20 protein-coding genes are annotated in these 24,244 nt (G+C 59.1%); 10 read left to right on the top strand and 10 right to left on the bottom strand.

Annotation, left to right across the window (positions count from 1 at the left end; translation table 11 throughout):
- Positions 1 to 99 precede the first annotated feature (99 nt).
- Positions 100 to 639, bottom strand: a complete 540-nt coding sequence (locus AABB31_RS20015) for a tetratricopeptide repeat protein (protein WP_342076481.1) — start codon at positions 637 to 639, stop codon at positions 100 to 102.
- Positions 640 to 675: 36 nt separating this feature from the next.
- Positions 676 to 1,272, bottom strand: coding sequence for an Lrp/AsnC family transcriptional regulator (locus AABB31_RS20010; protein ID WP_373635226.1), 597 nt, complete (start codon positions 1,270 to 1,272; stop codon positions 676 to 678).
- Between AABB31_RS20010 and putA the strand changes: the two genes are divergently transcribed.
- The gene (gene putA, locus AABB31_RS20005; protein WP_373635224.1) at positions 1,271 to 4,729 is read left to right on the top strand and encodes a bifunctional proline dehydrogenase/L-glutamate gamma-semialdehyde dehydrogenase PutA; all 3,459 of its coding nucleotides are present in this window, start codon (positions 1,271 to 1,273) and stop codon (positions 4,727 to 4,729) included. The genes AABB31_RS20010 and putA overlap by 2 nt on opposite strands.
- 54 nt (positions 4,730 to 4,783) lie before the next feature.
- Positions 4,784 to 5,521 carry a rhomboid family intramembrane serine protease gene (locus AABB31_RS20000; protein ID WP_373635222.1) on the top strand — a complete coding sequence of 246 codons (738 nt, stop codon included), beginning with the start codon at positions 4,784 to 4,786 and terminating at the stop codon, positions 5,519 to 5,521.
- Here AABB31_RS20000 and AABB31_RS19995 read toward each other — a convergent pair.
- Entirely contained in the window at positions 5,518 to 6,306 is a 789-nt protein-coding gene (locus AABB31_RS19995; RefSeq protein ID WP_342076482.1) for an inositol monophosphatase family protein, read from the bottom strand. The two genes, AABB31_RS20000 and AABB31_RS19995, sit on opposite strands and share 4 nt — an antisense overlap.
- 163 nt (positions 6,307 to 6,469) lie before the next feature.
- Between AABB31_RS19995 and AABB31_RS19990 the strand changes: the two genes are divergently transcribed.
- Entirely contained in the window at positions 6,470 to 8,479 is a 2,010-nt protein-coding gene (locus AABB31_RS19990) for a putative bifunctional diguanylate cyclase/phosphodiesterase (RefSeq protein ID WP_373635219.1), read from the top strand.
- Here the strand turns inward: AABB31_RS19990 and AABB31_RS19985 are convergent.
- Positions 8,406 to 9,326, bottom strand: coding sequence for a LysR family transcriptional regulator (locus tag AABB31_RS19985; RefSeq protein ID WP_342078931.1), 921 nt, complete (start codon positions 9,324 to 9,326; stop codon positions 8,406 to 8,408). The genes AABB31_RS19990 and AABB31_RS19985 overlap by 74 nt on opposite strands.
- Positions 9,327 to 9,420: 94 nt before the next feature.
- On the opposite strand from AABB31_RS19985, the gene metF reads away from it, so the two are divergent.
- Together metF and AABB31_RS19975 are read left to right on the top strand one after the other, a co-directional pair.
- The gene (gene metF, locus AABB31_RS19980; protein ID WP_342076485.1) at positions 9,421 to 10,287 is read left to right on the top strand and encodes a methylenetetrahydrofolate reductase [NAD(P)H]; all 867 of its coding nucleotides are present in this window, start codon (positions 9,421 to 9,423) and stop codon (positions 10,285 to 10,287) included.
- 36 nt (positions 10,288 to 10,323) lie between these two features.
- Positions 10,324 to 10,809: a PaaI family thioesterase gene (locus AABB31_RS19975; protein WP_342076486.1), complete on the top strand. Its 486-nt coding sequence runs from the start codon at positions 10,324 to 10,326 to the stop codon at positions 10,807 to 10,809.
- Here AABB31_RS19975 and AABB31_RS19970 read toward each other — a convergent pair.
- The 3 genes from AABB31_RS19970 to AABB31_RS19960 form a co-directional block, all read right to left on the bottom strand.
- Positions 10,771 to 11,847 carry a DUF2235 domain-containing protein gene (locus tag AABB31_RS19970; protein ID WP_342076487.1) on the bottom strand — a complete coding sequence of 359 codons (1,077 nt, stop codon included), beginning with the start codon at positions 11,845 to 11,847 and terminating at the stop codon, positions 10,771 to 10,773. The genes AABB31_RS19975 and AABB31_RS19970 overlap by 39 nt on opposite strands.
- Positions 11,834 to 14,134 (bottom strand): xanthine dehydrogenase family protein molybdopterin-binding subunit, encoded by a 2,301-nt coding sequence (locus tag AABB31_RS19965; RefSeq protein WP_342076488.1) that lies wholly within the window; start codon positions 14,132 to 14,134, stop codon positions 11,834 to 11,836. The genes AABB31_RS19970 and AABB31_RS19965 overlap by 14 nt, the downstream gene beginning before the upstream one ends.
- An 81-nt stretch (positions 14,135 to 14,215) precedes the next feature.
- On the bottom strand, positions 14,216 to 14,965 hold the full coding sequence (locus tag AABB31_RS19960) for a DUF3592 domain-containing protein (protein ID WP_342076489.1): 750 nt from the start codon (positions 14,963 to 14,965) through the stop codon (positions 14,216 to 14,218).
- Between the two features lie 68 nt (positions 14,966 to 15,033).
- On the opposite strand from AABB31_RS19960, the gene AABB31_RS19955 reads away from it, so the two are divergent.
- Positions 15,034 to 18,096 (top strand): valine--tRNA ligase, encoded by a 3,063-nt coding sequence (locus tag AABB31_RS19955; RefSeq protein ID WP_342078932.1) that lies wholly within the window; start codon positions 15,034 to 15,036, stop codon positions 18,094 to 18,096.
- 46 nt (positions 18,097 to 18,142) lie between these two features.
- Here the strand turns inward: AABB31_RS19955 and AABB31_RS19950 are convergent, their stop codons facing one another.
- Positions 18,143 to 18,301, bottom strand: a complete 159-nt coding sequence (locus AABB31_RS19950; protein ID WP_373635216.1) for a Tat pathway signal protein — start codon at positions 18,299 to 18,301, stop codon at positions 18,143 to 18,145.
- A 77-nt stretch (positions 18,302 to 18,378) separates the two neighbouring features.
- Here AABB31_RS19950 and AABB31_RS19945 point away from each other — a divergent pair, with 77 nt between their 5' ends.
- Positions 18,379 to 19,494, top strand: a complete 1,116-nt coding sequence (locus AABB31_RS19945; RefSeq protein ID WP_342076491.1) for a pyridoxal phosphate-dependent aminotransferase — start codon at positions 18,379 to 18,381, stop codon at positions 19,492 to 19,494.
- 54 nt (positions 19,495 to 19,548) lie between these two features.
- Complete coding sequence (locus AABB31_RS19940; RefSeq protein WP_342076492.1) at positions 19,549 to 19,731, top strand: hypothetical protein; 183 nt, start codon at positions 19,549 to 19,551, stop codon at positions 19,729 to 19,731.
- Here AABB31_RS19940 and AABB31_RS19935 read toward each other — a convergent pair.
- A complete protein-coding gene (locus AABB31_RS19935) occupies positions 19,718 to 20,941 on the bottom strand; it encodes an alanine--glyoxylate aminotransferase family protein (RefSeq protein ID WP_373635214.1) in 1,224 nt (407 codons plus the stop codon). The genes AABB31_RS19940 and AABB31_RS19935 overlap by 14 nt on opposite strands.
- A gap of 97 nt (positions 20,942 to 21,038) precedes the next feature.
- On the opposite strand from AABB31_RS19935, the gene AABB31_RS19930 reads away from it, so the two are divergent.
- Positions 21,039 to 22,829 (top strand): ABC transporter ATP-binding protein, encoded by a 1,791-nt coding sequence (locus AABB31_RS19930; RefSeq protein ID WP_342076494.1) that lies wholly within the window; start codon positions 21,039 to 21,041, stop codon positions 22,827 to 22,829.
- Positions 22,819 to 23,553, top strand: a complete 735-nt coding sequence (locus AABB31_RS19925; RefSeq protein ID WP_373635212.1) for a folate-binding protein YgfZ — start codon at positions 22,819 to 22,821, stop codon at positions 23,551 to 23,553. The genes AABB31_RS19930 and AABB31_RS19925 overlap by 11 nt, the downstream gene beginning before the upstream one ends.
- A 10-nt stretch (positions 23,554 to 23,563) precedes the next feature.
- Here the strand turns inward: AABB31_RS19925 and efp are convergent, their stop codons facing one another.
- A complete protein-coding gene (efp, locus tag AABB31_RS19920) occupies positions 23,564 to 24,127 on the bottom strand; it encodes an elongation factor P (protein WP_342076496.1) in 564 nt (187 codons plus the stop codon).
- Positions 24,128 to 24,244: the final 117 nt, after the last annotated feature.

Here is a 24,244-nt window from a genome sequence, read left to right as displayed (position 1 = left end):
ATATCGAAGCAACGCTTGGTCAAAATTCAATGGTAAGCCGCGTAGATCAACACGCCCGCATCCAGCATGGGCCATTCCATGCATGCCGAGCAAGCGGGATCAGAGCTCGATATCGGGTGGTTCCACTAACAGCGCCCGCTCTTGCAGCCAAGGGTTCATTTCAACCGCAGCGCGCAACGCATCCTGCGCCTCGTCGTGACGGCCCAGACCCATCAAGGTCAGGCCCTTGCCGGACAATGCAGCAATGTGATTGGGCATGATTGACAACGCCTTGTCCAGATCAATCAAGGCGGCCTCGAAATCCTGTCGCAGGTAGCTTGCAAATGCCCTTTGGTTATAGCCTTCCGCATAATCCGGGCAATATTCGACAAGCGCGTCAAGCGTGTCGCGCGCGCCCAGAAAATCGAAACTGGACCGCTTGCGCATGCCCTCATCCAAAAGCGCTTGCGCCTTGGCATCCGGCGCATCCGTCCACAAAGACCAAAGCTGCTGGCTCAGGACCTGCGCCTCGCCCTGACCACGGGCCTGGCCCAGATCAACGATGATTTCACCCAGTCGCGCGGAATGATCAGCGACCGGCGGGCATATATCGGCAAAGGCGGGCGGGGCCAGAACGGCAGGCAAGATGATCCACTTCATATTGCATGATCTGCGCCCAATTCGGTTTCAGTCAAGTCACGATGGAACGCCAAGCGTGGGCGGGTTTGCCCCATTCTCCTTGATCGCCTGCATCGCCACATAGGTCGATGTGTTCGACACATGCGGCAAGGTCGATATTTTCTCAGCCAGAACAGCACGATAACCTGTCATGCCGGATGTGCGAACCTTCAGCAGATAGTCGAACGCGCCGGCAATCAGATGACATTGTTCTACCTCGGGAATTTGCATCACTGCCGCGGCAAAGGCAGATAAAGCCGTCTCACGGGTGTCAGATAGTTTGACCTCTACAAATGCCACATGATCGCGCCCCAGGCGTATCGGGTCGAACAAGGCGCGATATCCGCGAATGACACCGGACTCTTCCAGCCGTTTCAAACGGGCCTGGGTCGGCGACTTGGATAGCGATATACGCCGTGCCAGCGCCGTTACGCTGATCCGGCCCTCTACCGCGAGAATATCAACGATCTTACGATCAAAACTGTCCAGTTCGGAAAACAAATCGCCCACGAAAACCTCAAATTGCAGTTCATTTGCCTCGTCGGAATTAAAATAGCAGGCAATAAATACCCGTTCAATCCGGTATGATGGGCCAACGGGGAAAGGACACCACATGCCACGCGATGATCATCCGTATTTGCGCCAGGAAATCGACGCCCGGGCTTACGCCGATGAGGCCACATGTCTGGCCGAACTGATCAGCCAGGCCGCATTCTCAGATACGGACCGGGCCGAGATCAGCGACGCTGCCGCCACCCTTGTTCGAAAAATCCGCAACAGCGCCGAGCCCGGCCTGATGGAGGTCTTTCTGGCGGAGTATGCTCTTTCGACAGATGAAGGCATCGCGCTGATGTGCCTGGCCGAAGCCTTACTGCGTGTGCCTGACGCCGAAACAATTGACGCACTGATCGAGGATAAGATTGCCCCGTCGGATTGGGGCAAACATCTGGGCCGATCCGCCTCATCACTGGTGAATGCATCAACCTGGGCGCTGATGCTGACCGGTCGCGTGCTGGATGACGAGCAACCTGGCATTACAGGCCAATTGCGCGGCGCCATCAAACGACTGGGCGAGCCGCTGATCCGCACAGCCGTCGCGCGGGCCATGCGCGAAATGGGCCGTCAGTTTGTGTTGGGCGAGGACATCACCAAGGCGATGCGCCGCGCCGAAGGCATGCAGGCAAAGGGGTTCACCTATAGCTACGATATGCTGGGTGAGGCGGCCCGCACCGACGCAGACGCCAGAAATTATCACCTCGCCTATTCGCGGGCAATCAGCGCAATCGCGACACATTGCACACACGATAGTGTTGCGGAAAATCCGGGTATTTCGATCAAGCTCTCTGCCCTGCATCCGCGCTACGAAGTGGCCCAGAGCGACCGCGTGATGGCCGAACTTGTGCCACGCGCGCGCGCCCTCGCAATGCTTGCCAAATCCGCCGGGATGGGTCTGAATATTGACGCCGAAGAAGCCGACCGGCTGTCACTGTCGCTCGACGTGATCGAAGCTGTCTTATCCGAACCCGCCCTTGCCGGCTGGACAGGGTTTGGCGTGGTTGTGCAGGCCTACGGGCAACGGGCAGGTCTGGTGATTGATCACCTGCACGCCCTTGCGACCCGGTTGGACCGCAAGATCATGGTCAGGCTGGTCAAAGGCGCCTATTGGGACGCCGAGATCAAGCATGCGCAGGTTCAGGGCATGGACGGGTTTCCGGTATTCACGGCGAAACAGCACACCGATATCAGCTATATCAGCAATGCACGCAAACTCCTTGGTCTGACAGACCGAATCTACCCGCAATTTGCCACGCATAACGCGCACACGGTTGCCGCCATCCTGCATATGGCGCGTGACCTTCAAAGAGACCCGCAAAGCTACGAATTCCAGCGCCTGCATGGCATGGGCGAGGTTTTGCATACCCTCGTCCTGAAGGAACAAGGCACCAACTGTCGGATCTATGCGCCAGTGGGCGCGCATGAAGACCTGCTGGCCTATCTGGTGCGCCGTCTGCTGGAAAACGGGGCAAATTCCAGCTTCGTCAACCAGATCGTTGATGAGGATGTTCCGCCAGACGTTGTGGCCGCCTGCCCTTTTGATCAGCTGGGCGCAAATGTGGCGTTGACCAAAGGCCCTGATCTTTACGCGCCCGAACGGCAGAACGCCAAGGGCTGGGACCTGACGCACATGCCGACCCTTGTGGATATTGACGCCGCCCGGAAGCCGTTTGCCGCGACCCAGTTCGCAGCGCAGCCATTGACCGCAACAAATCCGGACGACCCACGCAGCCCGGCGGCGGACGCGACACCAATATACAATCCCGCAAAGCCAGACGATCTTGTTGGTCATGTCGCTGCGGCAACGCATGCTGACATCGACACGGCCCTCGCAGCAGCACAGCCCTGGGACGCAGATGTCGCAACACGCGCGCGCATTTTGAACGCGGCCGCCGACGCGTACGAGGCCAATGCAGGCCAGATATTTGCCCTACTGGCCCGCGAGGCTGGAAAGACCATGCCCGATGTGGTGGCCGAAATCCGCGAGGCTGTGGATTTTCTGCGCTACTATGCAGCACAGGCCCGCCCTGACCGGTCCGCGCGGGGCATCTGGACCTGTATCAGCCCATGGAACTTCCCCCTGGCCATCTTCACAGGCCAGATTGCCGCCGCACTTGCGGCTGGCAATGCCGTGATCGCAAAACCGGCAGAGCAAACCCCGTTGATCGCAAGCTTTGCCGTCGCATTGCTGCATCAGGCCGGCGTGCCTGCGCATGTGCTTCAGCTTCTGCCGGGCGGCGGTGCCGTTGGTGCGGCCCTCACGGCAGATGTCCGGATCAACGGCGTTGCTTTTACAGGCTCAACCGCAACCGCCCGCAAGATCAGGGCGTCCATGGCCATGCATTGCAATCCCGGCACCCCCCTCATCGCAGAGACCGGCGGGCTGAACGCGATGATCGTGGACAGCACCGCCCTGCCCGAACACGCAATCCGGGACATTATCAACGGGGCGTTCCGGTCGGCGGGGCAGCGATGTTCGGCGCTGCGCTGCCTTTATGTTCAGGACGATATCGCGCCAAAGCTTCTGAAAATGCTCAAGGGCGCCATGGACGAATTGCGGGCTGATGACCCATGGGACATATCAACCGACCTTGGGCCGGTCATTGACAAGGCAGCGCATCAGAATATCGCCGACTACATCCAGCAGGCGCAGGCCGAAGGCCGGATTATTCATCAGCTTGATGCCCCCAGACAGGGCCATTTCATTCCACCAACCGCAATCCGGGTCGACAGCATCGCGCAGATGGATCGGGAAATTTTTGGCCCCGTCCTTCATGTGGCCACGTTCCGGGCCGAGGCGCTCGACGAGGTTATCACCGCGATCAACGACACGGGCTACGGGCTGACCTTTGGGCTGCACACACGGATCGACGATCGGGTTCAAGCCATCGTTGAACGGGTCGATGCGGGGAATATCTATGTCAATCGCGACCAGATCGGTGCTGTCGTTGGCAGCCAACCTTTCGGGGGTGAAGGGCTTTCAGGCACCGGCCCCAAAGCTGGCGGGCCGCACTATCTGCCGCGCTTTAGCGGTGAAACACGCGAACCCATCGCCGATAGCTGGGACAAGTCAGCTGATCTTGAGGCGCTGACCGATACGCTAAAGGCGGCCCCGCGCCAGAGCCCAAGCGCACCCACCCAGATGCCTGGGCCGACCGGCGAATCCAACCAGCACAGCACCCGCCCGCGCGGCCCGGTGTTATGCCTGGGTCCGGGCAAGGCCGCAGCGGCACAACAGGTCGCGCTGGTTGATGCATTGGGTGGCTATGGGGTCAGCAGCGCGGGGTCGATTCCGCCAGAGACACTGGAAAGCCTGCCCATCGCGGCTGCGATCTGGTGGGGTGATGCAGCGACCGGGCGCAAGATCGAAATGGCATTGGCCAAACGCGACGGCCCGATCACGGCCTTGATTACGGACACGCCCGATCTGGCACATGTCATGCATGAACGGCATGTCTGTATCGACACAACCGCGGCAGGCGGAAATGCGTCACTTCTGGCAGAGGTCGCGGGCTAGGGTCAGGACCCTAAGGCGCTTGACCCCACCCTATGCATCGGGGACGGTCAGCCCATGTTACCAATCCGCGATCATAACCCGTCCGAGCGTATCCCTTATGTGACATTCATACTGATGGGGGTGAATATCGCGATCTTTTTGCTTGGCCTGGCTTTGGTGCAGACCGAACAGGCACAAGCATCGCTTTACCATCACTATGCGATGATCCCCGCCCGGTTGGCGGATGGAGAGAATTACGCCGCTTTGTTGACGTCGATCTTTCTGCATGCAGGGTTCATGCATCTGGCTGGTAACATGCTGTTTTTGTGGATTTTCGGCGACAACCTGGAAGACAAGATGGGGCATGTCCCGTTCCTGTTCTTCTACCTGCTATGCGGCATCGGGGCGAGCCTGGCGCAATTCGCGACGGAACCGACATCGACCATCCCGACAGTCGGTGCCTCGGGCGCGATCGCGGGCGTGATGGGGGGCTATCTGCTGCTCTTTCCCAAGGCGCGGGTCGATATCTTCATCTTCTTTGTCGTCTTTTTCCGGATTCTACCGATACCGGCCTGGATCATGCTGGTCCTGTGGTTCGGGCTCCAGCTTTTCAATGGGTTGAATACGGATACGACAGCCGGGGGCGTCGCCTATTGGGCGCATGCGGGCGGGTTCATCATTGGATTTGTGGCAACGCTGCCGCTCTGGCTGCGCCTTGGGGGGCAAAGGTTCTGGGTGCGAACCGATGGACACCCCGACCACCCTGCGGCCACATATGGGCGCAGCAATGTACCAGTGGTGCGCAGGCGCTAGGACTTGCGGATGACCTTTGCAAAGGTCTCGAAAATCGGCTCATTGGCACAGATGATCTGGCCATCCGCCAGAATGTCGCCACCCGGTTGCAACGGCTCTACAATGCCGCCCGCTTCGCGAACAATCACGATACCGGCGGCGATATCCCATGGGTGCAGGCCACGCTCCCAAAAGCCGTCATAGCGACCGGCGGCGACATAGGCCAAATCCAGGGCCGCTGCACCAAAGCGGCGAATACCCGAAGTCGCCGGCAAAAGACGCGCCAGATCCTGCAGGGATTCGGGCAACTCAGGGCGACCGGCAAAAGGCAGGCCCGTCGCAAAGATGCTCTCGATCAGGCGATGACGACCGGATACGCGCAAACGGCTTTCATTCATCCACGCGCCGGCACCTTTTTCCGCATAGAACATCTCATCCTTGGTCGGGTCGTAGATGACCCCGGCGACAATCTGTCCCTTATGTTCCAGCGCGATGGAAACAGCCCAATGCGGCAGGCCGTGCAGAAAATTCGTTGTGCCGTCCAGCGGGTCCACGATCCATCGTCTTGTGGGGTCCTCACCCTCTATCTCGGCCCCTTCCTCGCCAAGAAATCCATAGGATGGGCGGGCATGCATCAGTTCCTCTTTGATCGTGGCCTCAGCGGCCTTATCCGCGCGGCTGACAAAGTCACCGGGCCCCTTGGTGCTGACCTGCAGGTTCTCGACTTCACCGAAATCCTTCAGCAAGGCGCGCCCGGCCTTGCGGGCTGTCTTCATCATTACATTCAGGTTTGCACTGCCGGCCATGCCATCGTCTCCGGTTTCGGGATCAAGCGCGGCGTATAGGCCGTCCTTGACGGGGTCACAAGGGGCAAGAACGCCTTAACCAGGGTGGTCGAAACGGGCGCGGGTTAACCGGTTATTACATCGGCTTTGCTATCTGGACGACAGGAGGCCGCGAAAGACGCATATGTTCCGCAACTTGGTTGACCAATTCCTGCACCAATCCCAGATCGCAGGGCATATTTCGGGCCGTGACGTGGTCAAACGTGTTGGCACGGCCGGCATGATGGTTGGCGTGTGCGGTATCGGCGGTTTCTGGGTGCAGGGGCTTATTGCAGGCCTGTGCATAATCCTGCTGGAACTCTGCGCTTATCCACTGAACAAGCGCGCCAGCCGCTTTGAAAAGCGTCTGGAACTTGGGACAGCCATCTGCGTGTTTCTGGTCAACTGGGGGGCCATGATCCCATTCCTCAGCTTTTCGGTGATCCTGTCACAAAGCAGTTCACTGCCCCTTATTCTATGCGGGTATCTGTGGGCGTTTGGCATCTTCATCCATGTCAGCAACACATTCGGCCTGCTGCCCCTTTATAATTGGAGCCAGATGACACCCGCATTCGGGACCATCTTTATCATGCTCTGGAACCTGTCCCGGAATGAAACATTTGCCACAATGCCGGTCCACTGGGTGATGACCGTGATGTTGATGATCGTCTATATCGTGAACACATTTGACACGATGAACCGGCAAAAAGACACGCATCAAGCACTCTCGCGGGCACGCGAAGAGGCGAACACCCGGCTGATGGAACTGGAACGCCTGTCGCGTCTTGATAGCCTCACCGGGCTGATGAACCGGCGCGCCTTTGACGAGGTTGTGCAAAGCATGATGCATCAGCACGCCAACAAACAGGGCATCACCGTCTTTCTGATCGACCTTGATAGTTTCAAGCCGATCAATGACAGCTATAGTCACGAGGCTGGTGATGCGGTGCTGCGCGCTGTGGCCGAACGGCTGGGCGGGCTTGTGGGGCAAAACGGCAAGGTTGGCAGGTTGGGGGGGGACGAATTTGCCATCCTGCTCAGCGGCATCACCTCGACCCGCGAGGCGCGAAGATTTGCGGCCGATATCATGACGGCGCTGCAGGCACCGATCCCGTTTGAGCAAAAGAAACTGGTCATCGGTGCCAGTATCGGCATCGCCCGTCAGGGCAGTGACACCAGCACGCCAAACGCACTGATGTCAGGCGCCGACCAAGCGATGTTTCTGGCCAAGCAGGACCCCGAAGGCAGACCGCGCATATATGACAAATCGGCCTTTCCCGTGCGGGCCACGCTTGAGCATCGCCAAATCCTGATGCGGGCGATGGAAGACGGCGAGATCATCCCGCATTATCAACCAAAAGTCAGCCTGCGGAATGGCACAATCGTTGGTTTCGAGGCGCTATCGCGCTGGCACCACCCGACCCGCGGCATCCTGTCCCCTTCAGAATTTCTGCCCATGATCAACGAGTTGGGGCTGCAGGGCGCCTTCATGATCCACACGGTCGATCATGTCTTGCATAATCTGTCCGACCTGATCGAGGATGGTCTGGACCCCGGGCATGTTTCCATCAACATTCCCGAAATGGCACTGGCCACATTGTCTGGGCGCGACGAATTATTCGCCTCTATTGATCGCTATCCCGGCTTGCGCAAGCACCTGACCTTTGAGATCACCGAGGACATTTTTATTGCCCGCGCGGGCGATATCATCCGCGAGTCCATTGTCCGCTTCCGCCGGGCGGGTGTGCGTATCTCACTGGATGACTTTGGCACCGGGTTTGCGTCGCTACAGCACCTCAAGGAGTTAGAGTTCGACGAACTTAAACTTGATATAGGTTTCATTCGTGACCTCGGGATCGACCCTGCCGCGCATGTTCTGGTTCAGGGGCTGATCACAATTGCCCAAGGCCTGAACGTCGAGATTGTCGCCGAGGGGGTCGAAACAGGCCAGCAACGTGACATGCTGCGCGACATGGGGTGTTGTCTGGTTCAGGGGTATTATTACGGGGCAGCGCAACCGTTTGACGAAACCATGGTCAGACTTCTGGCGCAAACGCCACAGGGGAAATTTCCGCGCGCCATCAGCCGGGGGGTCTCTCGGCACGCTGAAGCTTTACCGCCTCCTGCCGCGCCAACCGGATCAGATGGGCCATGAACGGGCGGCTGGTGTCATCGGCGCGGGTCGCCGCATACAACCGGCGGGTCAGGCCGGTTTTTGTCAACGGCCGGGTCACGTAGTCGGAATTGTACCGCACCTGCCGCACAACCCAATCGGGCAAGACCGCCACACCACGATTGGACGCCACAAGCAAAAGAATGACAGCCGTCAATTCCACCTGCCGAATTGCAGCCGGTTCAACCTTGGCCGGGGTCAGCAACTCGGTAAAGACATCCAGACGGGTCCGATCCACCGGATAGGTGATCAGCGTCTCACCGCGAAAATCCGGCGCCTCAATGAACGGCTTGTTGGCCAGCGGATGCGCTGCAGCGGCGACAAAAACCGGCTCATAGTCAAAGAGCGGCGTAAAATCAGTCTCCGGCAGATCCTCGGGATCCGAGGAAACAACCAGATCGACAGTCTCTTTGCGTAAGGCCGGCAAAGCATCAAAGGCCAGTCCGGGACGGATATCGACATCGACCTCGGGCCAGGCCTTGCGGAACTGTTCCAACACAGGAAACAGCCACTCAAAGCACGCATGGCATTCAATCGCGATATGCAACCGGCCCGCACTGCCTGCGATCAGGCCGGTGAACTCGGTCTCCAACGCGGCCACGCGCGGCAATATTTCCTCGGCCGCAGCCAGCATCTTCATGCCCGCCGCCGACAATTTCAGCGGCTTAGAGCGGCGCACAAACAGCTCCACCCCTGCCTGATCTTCGATCCCCTTGATCTGATGGGACAAGGCGCTCTGCGTGATGTTCAGCCGATCCGCCGCACGGGCCAGACCACCGGTCTCATGGATCGCCTGGATCGTACGCAGATGTCTGAATTCAATATGCACCTTTGAGCCGCCCTCATGATCGTAGTGAGATTTATGAATTTGTTTCAACTTAATAGATATGAGATCAGGACGTTGCAAGAGAGAGGTCCGTCCGATGTCTACACCATCCGTTTCGTTTGAATTCTTTCCGCCGCAATCACTGGCGGCATCCTTTCGACTGTGGGATTGCGTGAACACGCTGGCCCCACTTGGCCCGGAATTTGTGTCCGTGACCTACGGGGCGGGTGGCACGACCCGTAAACTGACCCACGACGCCGTGACAACCATTCACCGCACCAGCGGATTGACAGTCGCCGCGCATCTGACATGCGTCGACAGCACACAGACCGAAACCATGGGCATCGCCGCGGATTACGCAAAGGCTGGCGTACGCGACATTGTGGCCCTGCGCGGCGATGCGCCAAAAGGCAGCGACGGCTTTCGCCCACACCCGGACGGGTTCGACAGTTCTGTCGCGCTGATCAGCGCCTTGGCCGATACTGGCGACTTCAACATCAAGGTTGGTGCCTATCCCGAAAAACACCCCGAGGCTGCCGATAAGGCAGCAGACATCGCCTTTCTGAAACGTAAAATTGACGCCGGTGCAACGGCGGCCATTACGCAATTCTTCTTTGAGGCTGACACCTTCTTTCGGTTCCGGGATGCATGCGTCAAGGCAGGCATTGATGCCCCGATCATCCCGGGTATTCTGCCGGTCGAGAACTGGACAGGCACGCAGCGTTTCGCGGCCCAATGTGGCGCGCATATCCCGGCGGTCATCCGCGATGCCTTTGCCAATGCAACCCGCGATGGCACCACCGATCTTCTGGCAACTGCGCTGGCGACGGAACTGTGTGACGAGCTTGTCGAAGGCGGCGTTGAGCATCTGCACTTTTACACGCTGAACCGCCCCGAATTGACACGGGATGTGTGCCACGCACTTGGCGTCACGCCGAAAGCACGGTTGCAAAACGTGGCCTGACGGGCCAGCCTTGGCCAGATCTATGACCGAGGCCCCATGTTCACTGCCACACAACCAGACCAATTGCCGGATCGCGACACGATATTGTCGATGTCTGGCCTTGCGTTCATGCAAGCCATGCAACGCGGCGAAATCGCCCGTCCGCCGATTTCGGCCTTGCTGAACTACACGCTGGACAGCGTATCCGAAGGGCAGGTCAGTTTTCGTGGCACCCCCGGTTTTGATCACACCAACCCGATGGGTGGGGTGCACGGCGGCTGGTATGGCACATTGCTGGACAGCTGCATGGCCTGCGCGGTGATGACAATCGTGCCGCAGGGATCCGTTTACACCACGCTTGAATACAAGGTGAACCTGACCGGGGCCATTCCCCTTGATCGTGAAATCGTCGCGACCGGTATGCTGGATCATGGCGGGCGCAGTACCGCCGTCGCGCATGGTGAAATCAGAGGGGCAGCAGACGGCAAGCTTTATGCAACCGGCTCAACCACTTGCCTGATTATGAAACCGACCCAGCGCTAATACCTCAGTACGGTTTCGGGGTTTTTCGCGCACAGTGTCATGAAGCCGTTCTGACTGGCATTGCCCGATCATCCGCCGCCGGCGCGACAGGAAAATCTTGGACCAGCCGCGCCAATTGCCAATGGATGGCGCTTGCGCGTTCTCCGGAAAGCGGCTTTGCCAGCCCTCAGGCAGGGACACGCCGCACATCTCAAGTTTTTCCAGCATCCAGACAAGCGGGATATTCGCCAAAGGGCGTGCGGCGGGATATCTGCCAACCTGCCCACCGACATCGCCGTGGTTTCCGCGAAACCAGACCTGTTCCATATTCCCATTCCACCCCTGTGGGCGCGCCCACAGGACGGGCGCATAGGCTTCGCGTTTTTCGTTGATGGCAAGTGCGTGAAATCCGTTGCGGACATGATCGCCCAGCGCATGATTGTGAAAATCATGCTGTGACTGCGCCCAGCGCCAGACAATGGGCAGCCGCAGGCCAAGCGCCTTGACCGTGTCCCAGACGGCGACGGCCTCAATCTCGACATCCGGGTGGCAATGTACGTCCCGGAATGCCTGCGCGACCGGGCTGCGCGCGCCTGTCCGGTAGTGGCGATAGGCCTGGCGCACGGCACGGACCGTTGCGCATTCGGCCTTCACAAGCCCCACCATATCAATGACGCCGGCAAGCGACCGCACGGCATAGGCGCCGCGGGAATACCCCACCAGAATGATCTGGTCACCTGGCCTGTAGCGTGACGCCAACACCCCGTAGGCGCGCTTGATCTGCCGGTTGATCCCCTTGCCGGTCATCACGCCCCATGTGCCCGACCAGTCGCGCCATTGAATACCAGCCTCGTAATAGACGGTCAGGTTTGCGCGACGGCTGGCTTCGTTCAACAGCTTGAAGGTCAGCCCTGCATTGGTTTCATGCCCGTCATCCAGCGAGGACATCGTTCCGTCAAGAATGACGACATGTGTGGCCGGGCCCCGTTTGCGCGATCCACCTTCCTCGGTTCGCGCCTGTCGCCCAAAAAGACCAAAGAACCAATCACGCAGCTGCACTGTCACCCTTTGCCTTTTCGATCAATTGCCAGATCCGGTGCGGGGTGAACGGCATTTCCGCCTCACGCACACCCACATCCCAAAGCGCGTCGATGACCGCGTTAGTGACGGCAGCGAGGGCGCCAACGGTGCCCGCCTCGCCACATCCTTTCATCCCCATCGGGTTATACAACGACGGTGTGCATTCGGTTGAGAAAGCGATCATGGGGATATTGTCGGCCCGCGGCATTCCATAGTCCATAAAACTCGCCGTGAGCAGCTGACCATCTTCGTCATACACAACATGTTCGGTCAGCGCCTGACCAATCCCCTGCGCGACCCCACCATGGACCTGCCCTTCGGCAAGCATCGGATTGATCAGATTGCCGAAATCGTCCACCACCGTATAGCGCGCCACGGTAACCACGCCGGTATCCGGGTCGATCTCGACCTCGGCCACATGGGCCCCATTGGGGAAACTGCGGTTTTCTAGTGTGATTTGCGCGGACTGGGTCAACAGATCGTCGCGGCCATCCGTGCGGGCCATCTCGGCAACATCCAGCATTGTGGGTGTCAGGTTCGATCCGGCAATCCGGAACCGTTCATCATCGAAACTGACCGCTGCGGCCGCCACACCCTCTTTATCGGCCAGATATGCGCTGAACGTCTCGACAATGGTTTCTACCGTTGCCAGCGTCGCTGTGTTCTGCACAGTGACAGAGCGTGAGCCGCCGGTTCCGCCACCTGTCGCAATCTGGTCCGAGTCGCCCTGAATGACCGTGATCTGATCTGCCGGGATGCCGGTATGGTCAGACAGAAACTGCGCATAGACTGTTTCATGCCCCTGCCCGTTCGACTGCGTGCCAACATAGATCAGTGCGCCATCGTCGGTGAACGCGACCTTTGTGGTTTCGGTCGGATCGCCAAGGATGCTTTCGATATAATAACACAGGCCCTGCCCGCGCAATTTGCCAGCGTTCACCGACTCTGCCTTTCGGGCAGCAAAGCCATCCCTGTCCGCCTCGCGCGCCGCAGCGTTCAGAACCTGCATGAAGTCACCGACATCATAGGTAACGCCGGATACGGTGGTATAGGGAAACTTCGCGGGCGCGATGAAATTCTTCTCGCGCAGCGACCAGGGGTCGATCCCCAATTGCCGTGCCGCCTCATCCATGACCCGTTCCAACACGAATATCGCCTCTGGTCTGCCCGCCCCACGATAGGCATCAACAGGTGTGGTATTGGTAAAGATCCCGCGCGTGCGCATATAGGCTGTCTGCACATCATAGGTGCCCATCAGAACTTTCGAGAACAAATCTGTCTGGATCGGCTGCGCAAATTGCGAATTATAGGCGCCCATATTTGCAATCGTATCAATATGATAGGCGGTGATTTTATAGTTAGCATCAAAGGCAAGTGTTGCCTTTGTGGTCAGATCGCGCCCAGCATTGTCCGACAACATCGCCTCGGACCGGTCCGACATCCAGCGCACAGGCTGACCAAGGGTGCGACAGGCATGTGCGACGCAGTAATACTCGGGGTAACGCATGGCCTTCATGCCAAAACCACCGCCCACATCGGGGTTTGTGACACGAATATCCGCCGCGTCCATGCCAAGGTAATTGGCCAGATCGGCCTTGGTCCCCCAGACCCCCTGGCCACCAAAAGCCAGATGCAGCCGGCCATCTTCCAGCGCGGCATAGCAGCCACGCGGTTCCATTGAATTGACGATGACCCGGTTGTCAAAGACGTCCACCGTGACCACATGCGCGGCTTCGCCGATGGCGGCCTCCGTGGCGGCCTCATCACCCAGGCCCCAATCAAACGCGAGGTTCTCGGGGGCCTCTTCATGGATTTGATCACCACCGATGGCCAAATCGACATGAACGGGCAAATCATCAATATCCAGCATGATCAGCTCGGCCGCATCACGGGCCGCGGCAAGACTGTCTGCGACAATCATCACGATGGCCTCGCCCACATGGCAAACGCGATCCTTGGCCAGCATCGGGCGGACCGGGGCAGCCCCGCGCGAGCCATCGCGGTTCTTGACGGTCACACCGCCAAGCTTGGTCTTGACCCCCGCCTCTTCAAGATCATGCACAGTGGCAACCATGTGCACGCCCGGCGCCTCGCGGGCATCTGCCACATCCAGTTCCGTGATCCGGCCATGTGCAACGGTGGATCGCAGGAAATAGGCGTGTAGCGCCCCGTCCGGCACCAGATCGTCGACATATCGGCCATGGCCCGTCAGAAACCGCGTGTCCTCGACCCGTTTGACCGATTGGCTTTTCCCGAACTTTTCCATGTCATGCTGCTCCGCTGCTATTTGCGCTAGAACCTAGAGACTCTGTGCAGACTGTCCAGCGATTTGCATACGTGACAACGGTCATTGATCGACCCGGGGAACCGGGCGCGGATGCGGCGCGCGCGGGCCGACATCGCCCTCCCACCAACTGCGCTTGGGGCCACGATAGACATGGATCGTCGCACCAGCGGGCCAGCTTTTCAGATAGGCCTTGCCATGAGGCAGCGACCGGCCCCGGCGCCCATCGGCATCACGCCAGATCAGACGCCGATCACCGGAATCGTCGCCATGCCGGTCGCGAACCACCTCTTGGCTGACAACCTCCGCTGCGATCCGTGCGCCGTAGCGGCGGGCCTTGACCGCGCTGTTGGCATATCCCCCAGACCACACAAGCCCGACGCACGCCGCAACCCCGGCAATCAAGGCAAAGACCTGCAGCAAAATACCGTCATTGCGATACTCGCCCTGATACGTCTGAATGATGGCGGGCTTGCGGGGCAAATAATAAATCTCGGCCGAACTGCCCAGTTCATGCCGATTGTAATAGCGCTCCCCCACCTTTTTGCGGATCGCATAGACCCGACCCTTGGGGGTAAAGCGAAAGGTCAAGTAATAGCTCTTGTCGCCATCATCGACCTCGATATCGCGATCGACAACCTCGGCTGTGATCGACTGGCCGGCGCGCGCAAACTCCGCACCGACACGGTAATTATAGGTGCTGGCAATCGTCAGCCCCAGCAAGGCAAGCCCGGCAATCATCGCAGCCCAGCCATAATGGGCCAGAAACAGGCTGAACCAGCTGCGTGGTTCTGTCAGCTTGAGTTTTGACACCTTTGCCCTCTTTTGTGTCCTGTCCGCTTTGGTTAAGAGGCATGCAAGCACATAAGGACGGCAAGATCATGGCGATGGAAAAATTCAACGCGGCCGAGGCAGAGGCCCGGATCTACAAGATGTGGGAAGAGGCTGGCGCCTTCCGCGCTGGCGCAAACGCATCGCGGGATGAAACCTTTACGATCATGCTGCCGCCCCCCAATGTCACCGGTCACCTGCATGTGGGCCACGCCTTTTCCCAGACCCTGATGGATATCCTGATCCGCTGGAAGCGCATGCAGGGCTACGACACGCTGTGGCAGCCGGGGCTGGACCACGCGGGCATCGCCGTGCAGCTGATGGTCGAAAAGCATCTGGCCGAAACCCAGCAACCCAAACGCACTGAAATGGGGCGCGAGAAATTCCTCGAAAAAGTTTGGGAATGGAAGGCCGACAATGGCGGCATGATCGAACAACAGGGCCGCCGTTTGGGCAATTCGCTGGATTGGGAACGGTCCGCCTTTACCATGTCAGGCGCCGAAAGCGCGCCCGAGGGCGAAAAGCCCGGCAACTTCCACGACGCCGTGCTCAAGGTCTTCGTGGATATGTATAACAATGGGCTAATCTATCGCGGCAAGCGCCTCGTGAACTGGGACCCGCATTTCGAAACGGCGATCTCCGACCTTGAAGTCGAGAATATCGAAGTTGACGGCCACATGTGGCACTTCAAATACCCGCTCGCCGGTGGGGAAACCTACGAATATGTCGAGAAAGACGAAGACGGCAACGTCACCCTGCGCGAGACCCGCGATTATATCTCAATCGCGACAACCCGCCCCGAAACCATGCTGGGCGATGGGGCCGTGGCCGTGCACAAAGATGATCCGCGTTATGCGCCCATCGTCGGCAAGCTGTGTGAAATCCCAGTTGGTCCCAAAGAACAGCGCCGCCTGATCCCGATCATCACCGACCCCTACCCCGATATGAATTTCGGGTCCGGTGCGGTGAAAATCACCGGCGCACATGATTTCAACGACTATGAGGTCGCCAAACGCGGCAACATCCCGATGTATTCGCTGATGGATACCAAAGGGCATATGCGGGCCGACGGCAAACCCTATGCCGAAGAAGCCGCCACCGCCCAGCGGATTGCCAATGGTGAAGAAGATTTTGACGAAAACAAGATCGCCGCCATGAACATGGTGCCGGAAGAGTATCGCGGGCTCGACCGGTTCGAGGCCCGCAAACGCGTCGTCGCCGACATCACGGCAGAGGGCAACGCGGTCATGATCGCAAACCCCGCCTTTGAGGCCGCCGAAGAGCGCGACGGCGACCAGAACGATGTGCCGGAAACTATTCCTTACGTCGAAAACAAAAAGATCATGCAGCCTTTCGGCGACCGGTCCAAGGTTGTGATCGAGCCAATGCTGACCGACCAATGGTTCGTCGACGCCGAAAAGGTCGTCGGCCCCGCGCTGGACGCGGTCAAGGAAGGCCGGACCAAGATCATGCCCGAGTCAGGCGAAAAGGTGTATTACCACTGGCTGGAAAACATCGAGCCTTGGTGCATCTCGCGCCAACTCTGGTGGGGGCACCAGATCCCGGTTTGGTATGGGCCAAGCATCGAAGATATCTCGGACGACGATGTGGCGGGTTTTGCATATAACTACAAAGAACCAGTACACTTCTGCGCGGTAACGGTGGCTGAGGTTCAAGATATGGCAATGGCCTATTACACCGACCTTCTAGGCCCTGATGTGAAATGGGTTGGCATTGCAGAGGATGCATCCCACGCCCACGACATTGGTGACGAAGATGGCTGCATGCTACCGGTTGCTCTGTGGCGCGACCCCGACGTCCTCGACACGTGGTTCTCTTCCGGTCTCTGGCCGTTCGGCACGCTCGGCTGGCCCGAACAAACGGACGAGCTGAAAAAATACTTCCCCGGTGATGTGCTTGTCACAGGGCAGGACATCCTATTCTTCTGGGTCGCCCGCATGATGATGATGTCAGAGGCGGTGATGGACGACATCCCCTTCCACACGGTCTATCTGCACCAACTGGTCCGCGACGCGCAGGGCAAGAAGATGTCGAAAACCACCGGCAACGTCATCGACCCGCTCGACATGATCGACGCCTACGGGGCCGACGCACTGCGGTTTTCCAATGCGCAAATGGCGGCCTTGGGCGGTGTTCTGAAAATCTCAGAGGATCGGATCAAAGGATACCGCAACTTTGGAACCAAGCTTTGGAACGCCTTCAGCTTCGCCGATCATTACGCCATTCCCTACCCTGGCGACCCGGCGCGCACCACCGCCACGCAAACACTCAACAAATGGATCATCGGTGAAACCGGCAAAGTGCGCGAAACCGTCGACGCCGCCCTCGCCGCTTACCGGTTCAACGACGCAGCCGATGCGCTTTATGGGTTCACTTGGGGCAAGGTTTGCGACTGGTATCTGGAATTTTCCAAACCCATCCTGCAGGGCGACGATGCCGGAGCCAAGGCCGAGACGGAACAAACCCTGCGCTGGGTTCTCGACCAATGCCTGATCCTGCTGCACCCAATCATGCCCTTCATCACCGAAGAGCTGTGGGGCATGGCAGACCAACGCGCCAAAATGCTGATCCATGCGGACTGGCCCAGCTACACCGCTGATCTGGTTGATGCGGATGCAGACCGGGAAATGAACTGGGTGATCGGGTTGATCGAAAACACCCGCTCTGCCCGCGCGCAGGTGCATGTACCCGCAGGCGCCAAAGTGCCGCTGCTGGTCACAGGGTTGGATGCCAAGGGGCAATCCGCCTGGGACAACAACCATGTGCTGATCCAACGGCTTGCCCGGATCGAAAGCCTAGAACATGTGGGTAGCTTCCCCAAAGGCTGCGTCACCATCCCCATGGACGGCGGCACTTTTGGTATTCCCCTCGAAGGGCTGATCGACGTGGATGCCGAAATCGGGCGGCTCGAGAAAACCATGCAGAAACTGGCCAAGGAGTTGGGCGGATTGCGTGGACGTCTGAACAACCCCAAATTCGCAGCCTCTGCGCCCGAGGATGTCGTGGCCGAAGCCCGCGAAAACCTGCGGCTGCGCGAAGGGGAAGAGGCCGAGATCAAAGCCGCCATCGCACGGCTGCAGGAACTCGGCTAAGAAACGGGATGGCGGGTGGGGCGTCGTCGCAGACGCGCGTCACCCGTCATGGCACCACACGTTCCACCGCCCGCATCGCGCCCAACGCTTTGTCATAGACAAGCGTCAATATCCGCCGCCCACCAGGCCGGGCCATCTGCGGCAATCCACGCGCCGCCAAGGCCGCCCCGGAACTGACCAAAAATCCGCGTCTACTCATCTTCATCGGGACGTCCTTTAGTTGCGAACGATTCTCATGTAAGAACACTTGCCACAATTACAAGGGCTTGCTTAGCTATGACCATGAGAACACCCAAACTAACACCGCTCGCCGCAACGCTCCCCGCCACCGTCCCCTTTGTGGGCCCAGAGGCGCAGGAGCGGCAGCGCAGCCGCCCATTTCAGGCACGGCTTGGGGCGAATGAAAGCAGCTTTGGCCCCGCGCCCAAGGCCATCGCAGCCATGCAGGCCGCCGCATCCGAAACCTGGATGTATGCCGACCCCGAAAGCCATGAATTGCGCCACGCCATTGCAAACCACCATCAGGTCGCACCCGAAAACATCATGATCGGCGAAGGGATCGACGCGCTTTTGGGGCTGGCGGTACGTCTATATATCGGCGCCGGTGATCCGGTTGTCACCTCTGCGGGGGCGTATCCGACGTTCAACTACCATGTGGCCGGTTTTGGCGGAGCCATTCACAGCGTGCCCTACAAGGATGACCACGAAGACCCCGACGCGCTGATCGACACAGCACACACGGTCGGCGCCAAAATGATCTACATCGCCAATCCGGATAACCCGATGGGTAGCTGGCACCATGGTGACGTGATCAATCGCATGATCGCAGGGTTGCCCGATGGCTGCATGCTGGTGCTGGACGAGGCCTATATCGAACTCGCCCCCGCAGACACGGCCCCGGCAATTGACATCACGACCACCAACGTCATGCGGATGCGAACCTTTTCCAAGGCGCATGGGATGGCCGGGGCGCGGGTTGGCTATGTGATCGGCGCAACCGAAACAATCAGCGCCTTCAACAAGGTCCGAAATCATTTCGGGATGTCCCGCATCAGTCAGGCGGGCGCGCTTGCGGCGCTTGAGGATCCGGACTGGTTGGCCGATATCCGCCAGAAAGTGGAGGCTGCCCGCGAACGCATCGGCGCCATTGCGCGCCGGCACAACCTGGCACCACTGCCCTCAGCCACCAATTTCGTGACAATTGACTGCGGTGCGGATGGTGCATTTGCGCGCGAGGTGCTTGATCAACTGATTGCACGGGATGTCTTTGTGCGCATGCCATTTGTCGCACCGCAAAACCGGTGCATTCGGGTCAGTTGCGGCACAACCGAACAGCTTGATGTTTTTGAGGCGGCCTTTGGGCCCGCACTCAGCGCCGCTCGCGAAAAATTGGGGTGAACCACCGTAAAACTGCGCTAAGATCATAGCCGTTGAGGAAACTAAGGATCCGACATGTCGCGTCCGCCGATTGAACCGGTCGAAGACTATACAGATGCCTTTCTGGGAACACTTGGTGTGTTCCTGTTCATGGTGTTCTGGATGATCGCCGCCGCACTTGGCTACGCATGGGTCGCCGTGACAGCCTATGGCATTGACCGCATCTTCAAATGGGTTGGTCGGCTCAAGGCGGCGTGACATCCGCCCCGGCAACCACGGCGGATGCCGCATCCAACGCGCCGGGGCCATGCGGTATATCAAGCGCCCGAAGCCCGGCATTGATCGTGCCAAGCACGCCCATGATCATATGCGCATTCACATGACCCATATGACCGATGCGGAAATAGGCGTCTGCCGGATCGCGCCCCAAACCGATCCCAAGCGTGAGGCCGCAAGTCTCTTCGCACCATTGCCGCAAACGATCTGCATCGGGTGAGGTCATCGCGATGGAGGTGACCGCATGCGACCGGTAGGCCGGGTCCGCGATATTCAGCGCCAGCCCCCCGTCGCAGGCCCATTTCTCTGCCGCTGCCCAAATTGCCTCCGCCAGACGGGCATGGCGGGCAAAGACATGGTCCAGACCTTCGGCCTTGATCATGCCAAGCGCGGCATGCAACCCGTACAGGTGATGGGTCGGGGCGGTGCCATTGAAGTATTGATAGTAGAATTCGGGCGCGGTGCGTGGCGCCCAATCCCAATACCGGGTCACACAGGCGCCGCGCTGCGCGGCGGCTTTGTCATTATACCAGACAAAACTGATACCCGCCGGCGTCATCAATCCTTTCTGACAGGCGGAGACCATCACATCGACGCCCCAGACGTCCATTTCGAACCGGTCGCAGCCCAATGATGCGATGCAGTCGACCATCAAAAGTGCAGGATGGCCTGTCTTGTCCATCACATGCCGCAAACCGGCGATATCGTTCTTGACGCTGGTTGATGTGTCCACATGAACGGCCAGAACCGCCTTGATGCGCCCGTCCTGATCAGCCGCCAGCGCCGCTTGCACCTGGGTCAGGTCGATGGGTGATTGCGGGCCGTAGTCAATGGTTTGAACGGTACATCCCAACCCTTCAGCCACTGCGCCCCAGCCGATGCAAAACTGGCCCGTCGCCAGGACAAGAACGGTGTCACCGGGGGACAGGACATTGGTCAATGCGGCCTCCCAGGCCGCATGCCCATTGCCAATATAGATCGCAACCTGATGCACCGTCCGGGCCACCGCCTTCAAGTCCGGGATCAGCGCATGGGTCAGGTCGTGCAACTCTCCTTCGTAGATATTGGGGGACGCGCGATGCATCGCCTGCAAGACCTGATCGGGCATGACGGAAGGGCCAGGAATGGCCAGATAGGGACGGCCCTGTGACAATGACATAAGACTGCTTTCATAGACGATCTGGTCGGACATTAAGGACCATCGGCGCGGGGTCAAGCTTGCCCAACTTGCCCTATGACCCCATTTGCGACTAGACCGACAGAACCGGTAGGAAAATGGACCCTTTTGCATGGCAATCAACCGCCCAGCGCCCACAGACAGGCGACAATCAGCGACGGCCCTGTTCTGGTGGCTGTGGCAGGATTATCTGCGCCACCGCAAAGGGTTGCTGATTTGCGCGATGCTTTTGATGGCAATCGAAGGGTCGATGCTGGCACTGCTCAGCCGGATGGTGCAGCCGATGTTCGACGACGTGTTTGCGGCCGGGGACAAGGCCGCGCTCTACTGGGTTGGCTTTGGGGTGATGGGCATTTTCGTGATCCGGGCGCTGACCTCCTCGGCGCAACGCATCCTGATGACGATGATACAGCAACTTGCCGCTGCCGATATGCGGCGGGATCTGTTGCGGCACCTGATGTCGCTGGATAGCAGCTTTTTCCAAAGTCATCCTCCCGGGCAGTTGATTGAACGGGTCCAAGGGGATGTCGGGGTCATCAATTCGGTGTGGGGCAGCATTCTGACGGCCCTCTCGCGGGATCTGATCTCACTGGTTGGGCTGTTTTCGGTTGCGTTGTGGATTGATTGGCGCTGGACCCTGATCGCGGTCGTTGGAATCCCGCTGTTGGTTCTGCCATCCTTGCTGGTCCAGCAATTCATCCGCAGGCGGGCGGGTCAGGCCCGTGAAATTGCGGGGCGCATCTCGACCCGGCTGGATGAGGTCTTTCACGGGATCAACCCGATCAAGCTGAACGCGCTCGAAGACTATCAGGCCAAGCGCTATGATGGGCTGATCGACGAAAGCGTCTCTGCCGAGGTCAAAACATCTGTCGGGCAAGCCGCCGTGCCGGCCTTGATTGATATCATGACCGGGCTGGGGTTTCTGGGGGTGCTGATCTATGGCGGGGCCGAGATTATCTCGGGCGAGAAGACCAATGGCGAATTCATGGCGTTTTTCACCGCCATGTCGCTGGCTTTTGACCCGCTGCGCCGCCTTGGCGCGATGAGCGGTCAATGGCAGCGCGCGGCAGCCAGCGTCGAACGGCTGCTTGCGGTTCTCAATATTGCGCCAACCATCCTATCCCCGCCGGTACCACTTGCGCGGCCCGATGGCGCGCCCGAAATCACCTTGCAGAATGTCGAGATGAACTATGGCGAATTGCCAGTGCTGCGCGGTGCGACATTCACGGCCGCAGCAGGCAAGACAACTGCGCTGGTGGGGGCATCCGGGGCGGGCAAAAGCACGATCTTCAATGTTCTGACCCGCCTGGTCGAACCCTCCTCTGGCATGGTCCGCATCGACGACAAGCCCATCCACGAGATGAAGCTGACCGACCTGCGCGGGCTTTTTTCGGTTGTCACACAGGATGCAGCCCTGTTTGACGAGACCCTGCGCGACAACATCCTTCTGGGCCAGACCGCGATCGAAGAGGCCCGGTTGCAGCAGGCCCTTGATGCAGCCCATGTCACCGATTTTCTGCCAATGCTGTCTGACGGTCTTGACAGCCCCGCAGGGCCGCGCGGGTCCAACCTGTCGGGCGGGCAGCGCCAGCGGGTCGCCATCGCGCGCGCGCTGTTGCGCAATACACCGATCCTCTTGCTGGATGAGGCCACTAGCGCGCTCGACACCAAATCCGAAGCCATCGTGCAATCGGCGCTGGACGAGTTGTCGGCAGGGCGCACAACGCTTGTCATCGCCCACCGGCTATCCACCGTCCGCAACGCACATTCGATTGTCGTGATGGATCAAGGGCGGGTTGCCGATCAGGGCACACATGAAGAATTGCTGGCCCGCGGCGGGATCTATGCAGATCTGCACCGTCTGCAGTTCAGCAAATCAAAAGAGGGTGCAGATGACCAATAGACATGTGCTCGCGATTACTGGCGCGGACCGGGTCAGCTTTCTGCAGGGATTGGTGACCAATGATGTGGACAAGCCCGCCGGCACGATCATTTATGCAGCCCTGCTGACGCCGCAGGGCAAATACATCGCGGACTTCTTTGTGATCGTCGAAAGCGACCAGTTGCTGGTGGATGTGGCTGACCTGCTGGGGCCGCAATTGATGCAGCGATTGAACATGTACAGATTGCGCGCGGATGTGCAGATCACCCAAACGGATCTGGTTGTATCCCGCGGCACGGGCCCCGCGCCTGACGGGGCTCTGGCCGATCCGCGGCATCCGGCGCTGGGATGGCGGCGCTACGCCCCTACCCTGTCACGCGATGAAACCGATTGGGACAAGCTGCGGGTGATGCATACGATCCCCGAAAGCGGGATCGAACTTACCCCCGAAAGCTATATCCTCGAGGCGGGGTTCGAGGCGCTGAACGGCGTTGACTTCAAAAAGGGATGTTATGTGGGCCAAGAGATCGTGGCGCGCATGAAACATAAAACCGAGCTGCGAAAAGGTCTGGCCAAGGTGCGTCTGACGGGATCGGCGCAGCCGGGCGATGCGATTACGGCAGATGGCAAGTCGGTGGGCACCCTGCACACTATCAGCGGTGACGCGGGCATCGCCTATCTGCGTTTTGATCGGGCCAATGGGCCGATGCAGGCGGGCGATGCCACCGTGACGCGCGCGACCTAGGGTCAGGACCCTAGGCGCGTTCGGCGTATTCAAATGTCTCGGTATTGACCACGATATCCTCATCCTGCCCCACAAAGGGCGGGATCATGACCCGGACGCCGTTATCAAGCGTGGCTGGCTTAAAGCTGTTGGCAGCCGTCTGACCTTTGACCACCGGTTCGGTCTCGACCACTTTGCAGGTTACCTTTTGCGGCAAGGTGACGTTTAGGGCCTCTTCGCCGTAATATTCGATCTTGACGGTCATACCGTCCTGCAGGAACGGACGGCGGTCCCCCAGAATATCAGCAGGCAACGCGATCTGGTCATAGGTTTCTGTATCCATGAAGGTCAGCATATCATCCGCTTCGAACAGGAACTGCTGGTCCTTTTGATCAAGCCGCACGCGTTCAACCTTGTCCGCGGACCGGAAACGCTCGTTCAACTTGCGACCATCACGCAAGTTTTTCAGCTCAACTTGCGCAAATGCGCCACCCTTGCCCGGTTTCACATGGTCCACCTTGACGGCAGCCCAAAGGCCACTGTCATGTTCCAAAACGTTTCCGGGACGAATTTCGTTACCATTGATTTTTGGCATTGGTCACTTCTTGTTAAAAACCGGGGGAATGCTTGATATGTCGTTAACGAAGGCTATATCTGTCTGATGACCGCCGCGCAAGGCCAGGAAATATAGGGTTTGGGGAGCCTTAGCCAT

The organism is Yoonia sp. SS1-5 (genome assembly GCF_038443705.2).
GTDB lineage: Bacteria > Pseudomonadota > Alphaproteobacteria > Rhodobacterales > Rhodobacteraceae > Yoonia > Yoonia rhodophyticola.
The sequence above is the reverse complement of the archived record's forward strand: the minus strand, read 5'-3'. Positions and strand labels throughout refer to the sequence as shown.

Excerpts from the sequence above, each read along its gene's own strand:
- AABB31_RS19925 (WP_373635212.1), top strand. The coding sequence starts at position 22,819 with ATGACCAATAGACATGTGCTCGCGATTACTGGCGCGGACCGGGTCAGC.
- putA (WP_373635224.1), top strand. The coding sequence starts at position 1,271 with ATGCCACGCGATGATCATCCGTATTTGCGCCAGGAAATCGACGCCCGG.
- AABB31_RS20000 (WP_373635222.1), top strand. The coding sequence starts at position 4,784 with ATGTTACCAATCCGCGATCATAACCCGTCCGAGCGTATCCCTTATGTG.
- metF (WP_342076485.1), top strand. The coding sequence starts at position 9,421 with ATGTCTACACCATCCGTTTCGTTTGAATTCTTTCCGCCGCAATCACTG.
- efp (WP_342076496.1), bottom strand. The coding sequence starts at position 24,127 with ATGCCAAAAATCAATGGTAACGAAATTCGTCCCGGAAACGTTTTGGAA.
- AABB31_RS19995 (WP_342076482.1), bottom strand. The coding sequence starts at position 6,306 with ATGGCCGGCAGTGCAAACCTGAATGTAATGATGAAGACAGCCCGCAAG.
- AABB31_RS19945 (WP_342076491.1), top strand. The coding sequence starts at position 18,379 with ATGAGAACACCCAAACTAACACCGCTCGCCGCAACGCTCCCCGCCACC.
- AABB31_RS20015 (WP_342076481.1), bottom strand. The coding sequence starts at position 639 with ATGAAGTGGATCATCTTGCCTGCCGTTCTGGCCCCGCCCGCCTTTGCC.
- AABB31_RS19935 (WP_373635214.1), bottom strand. The coding sequence starts at position 20,941 with ATGTCCGACCAGATCGTCTATGAAAGCAGTCTTATGTCATTGTCACAG.
- AABB31_RS20010 (WP_373635226.1), bottom strand. The coding sequence starts at position 1,272 with ATGTGGTGTCCTTTCCCCGTTGGCCCATCATACCGGATTGAACGGGTA.
- AABB31_RS19990 (WP_373635219.1), top strand. The coding sequence starts at position 6,470 with ATGTTCCGCAACTTGGTTGACCAATTCCTGCACCAATCCCAGATCGCA.
- AABB31_RS19940 (WP_342076492.1), top strand. The coding sequence starts at position 19,549 with ATGTCGCGTCCGCCGATTGAACCGGTCGAAGACTATACAGATGCCTTT.
- AABB31_RS19975 (WP_342076486.1), top strand. The coding sequence starts at position 10,324 with ATGTTCACTGCCACACAACCAGACCAATTGCCGGATCGCGACACGATA.
- AABB31_RS19965 (WP_342076488.1), bottom strand. The coding sequence starts at position 14,134 with ATGGAAAAGTTCGGGAAAAGCCAATCGGTCAAACGGGTCGAGGACACG.
- AABB31_RS19930 (WP_342076494.1), top strand. The coding sequence starts at position 21,039 with ATGGCAATCAACCGCCCAGCGCCCACAGACAGGCGACAATCAGCGACG.
- AABB31_RS19950 (WP_373635216.1), bottom strand. The coding sequence starts at position 18,301 with ATGAAGATGAGTAGACGCGGATTTTTGGTCAGTTCCGGGGCGGCCTTG.
- AABB31_RS19955 (WP_342078932.1), top strand. The coding sequence starts at position 15,034 with ATGGCGATGGAAAAATTCAACGCGGCCGAGGCAGAGGCCCGGATCTAC.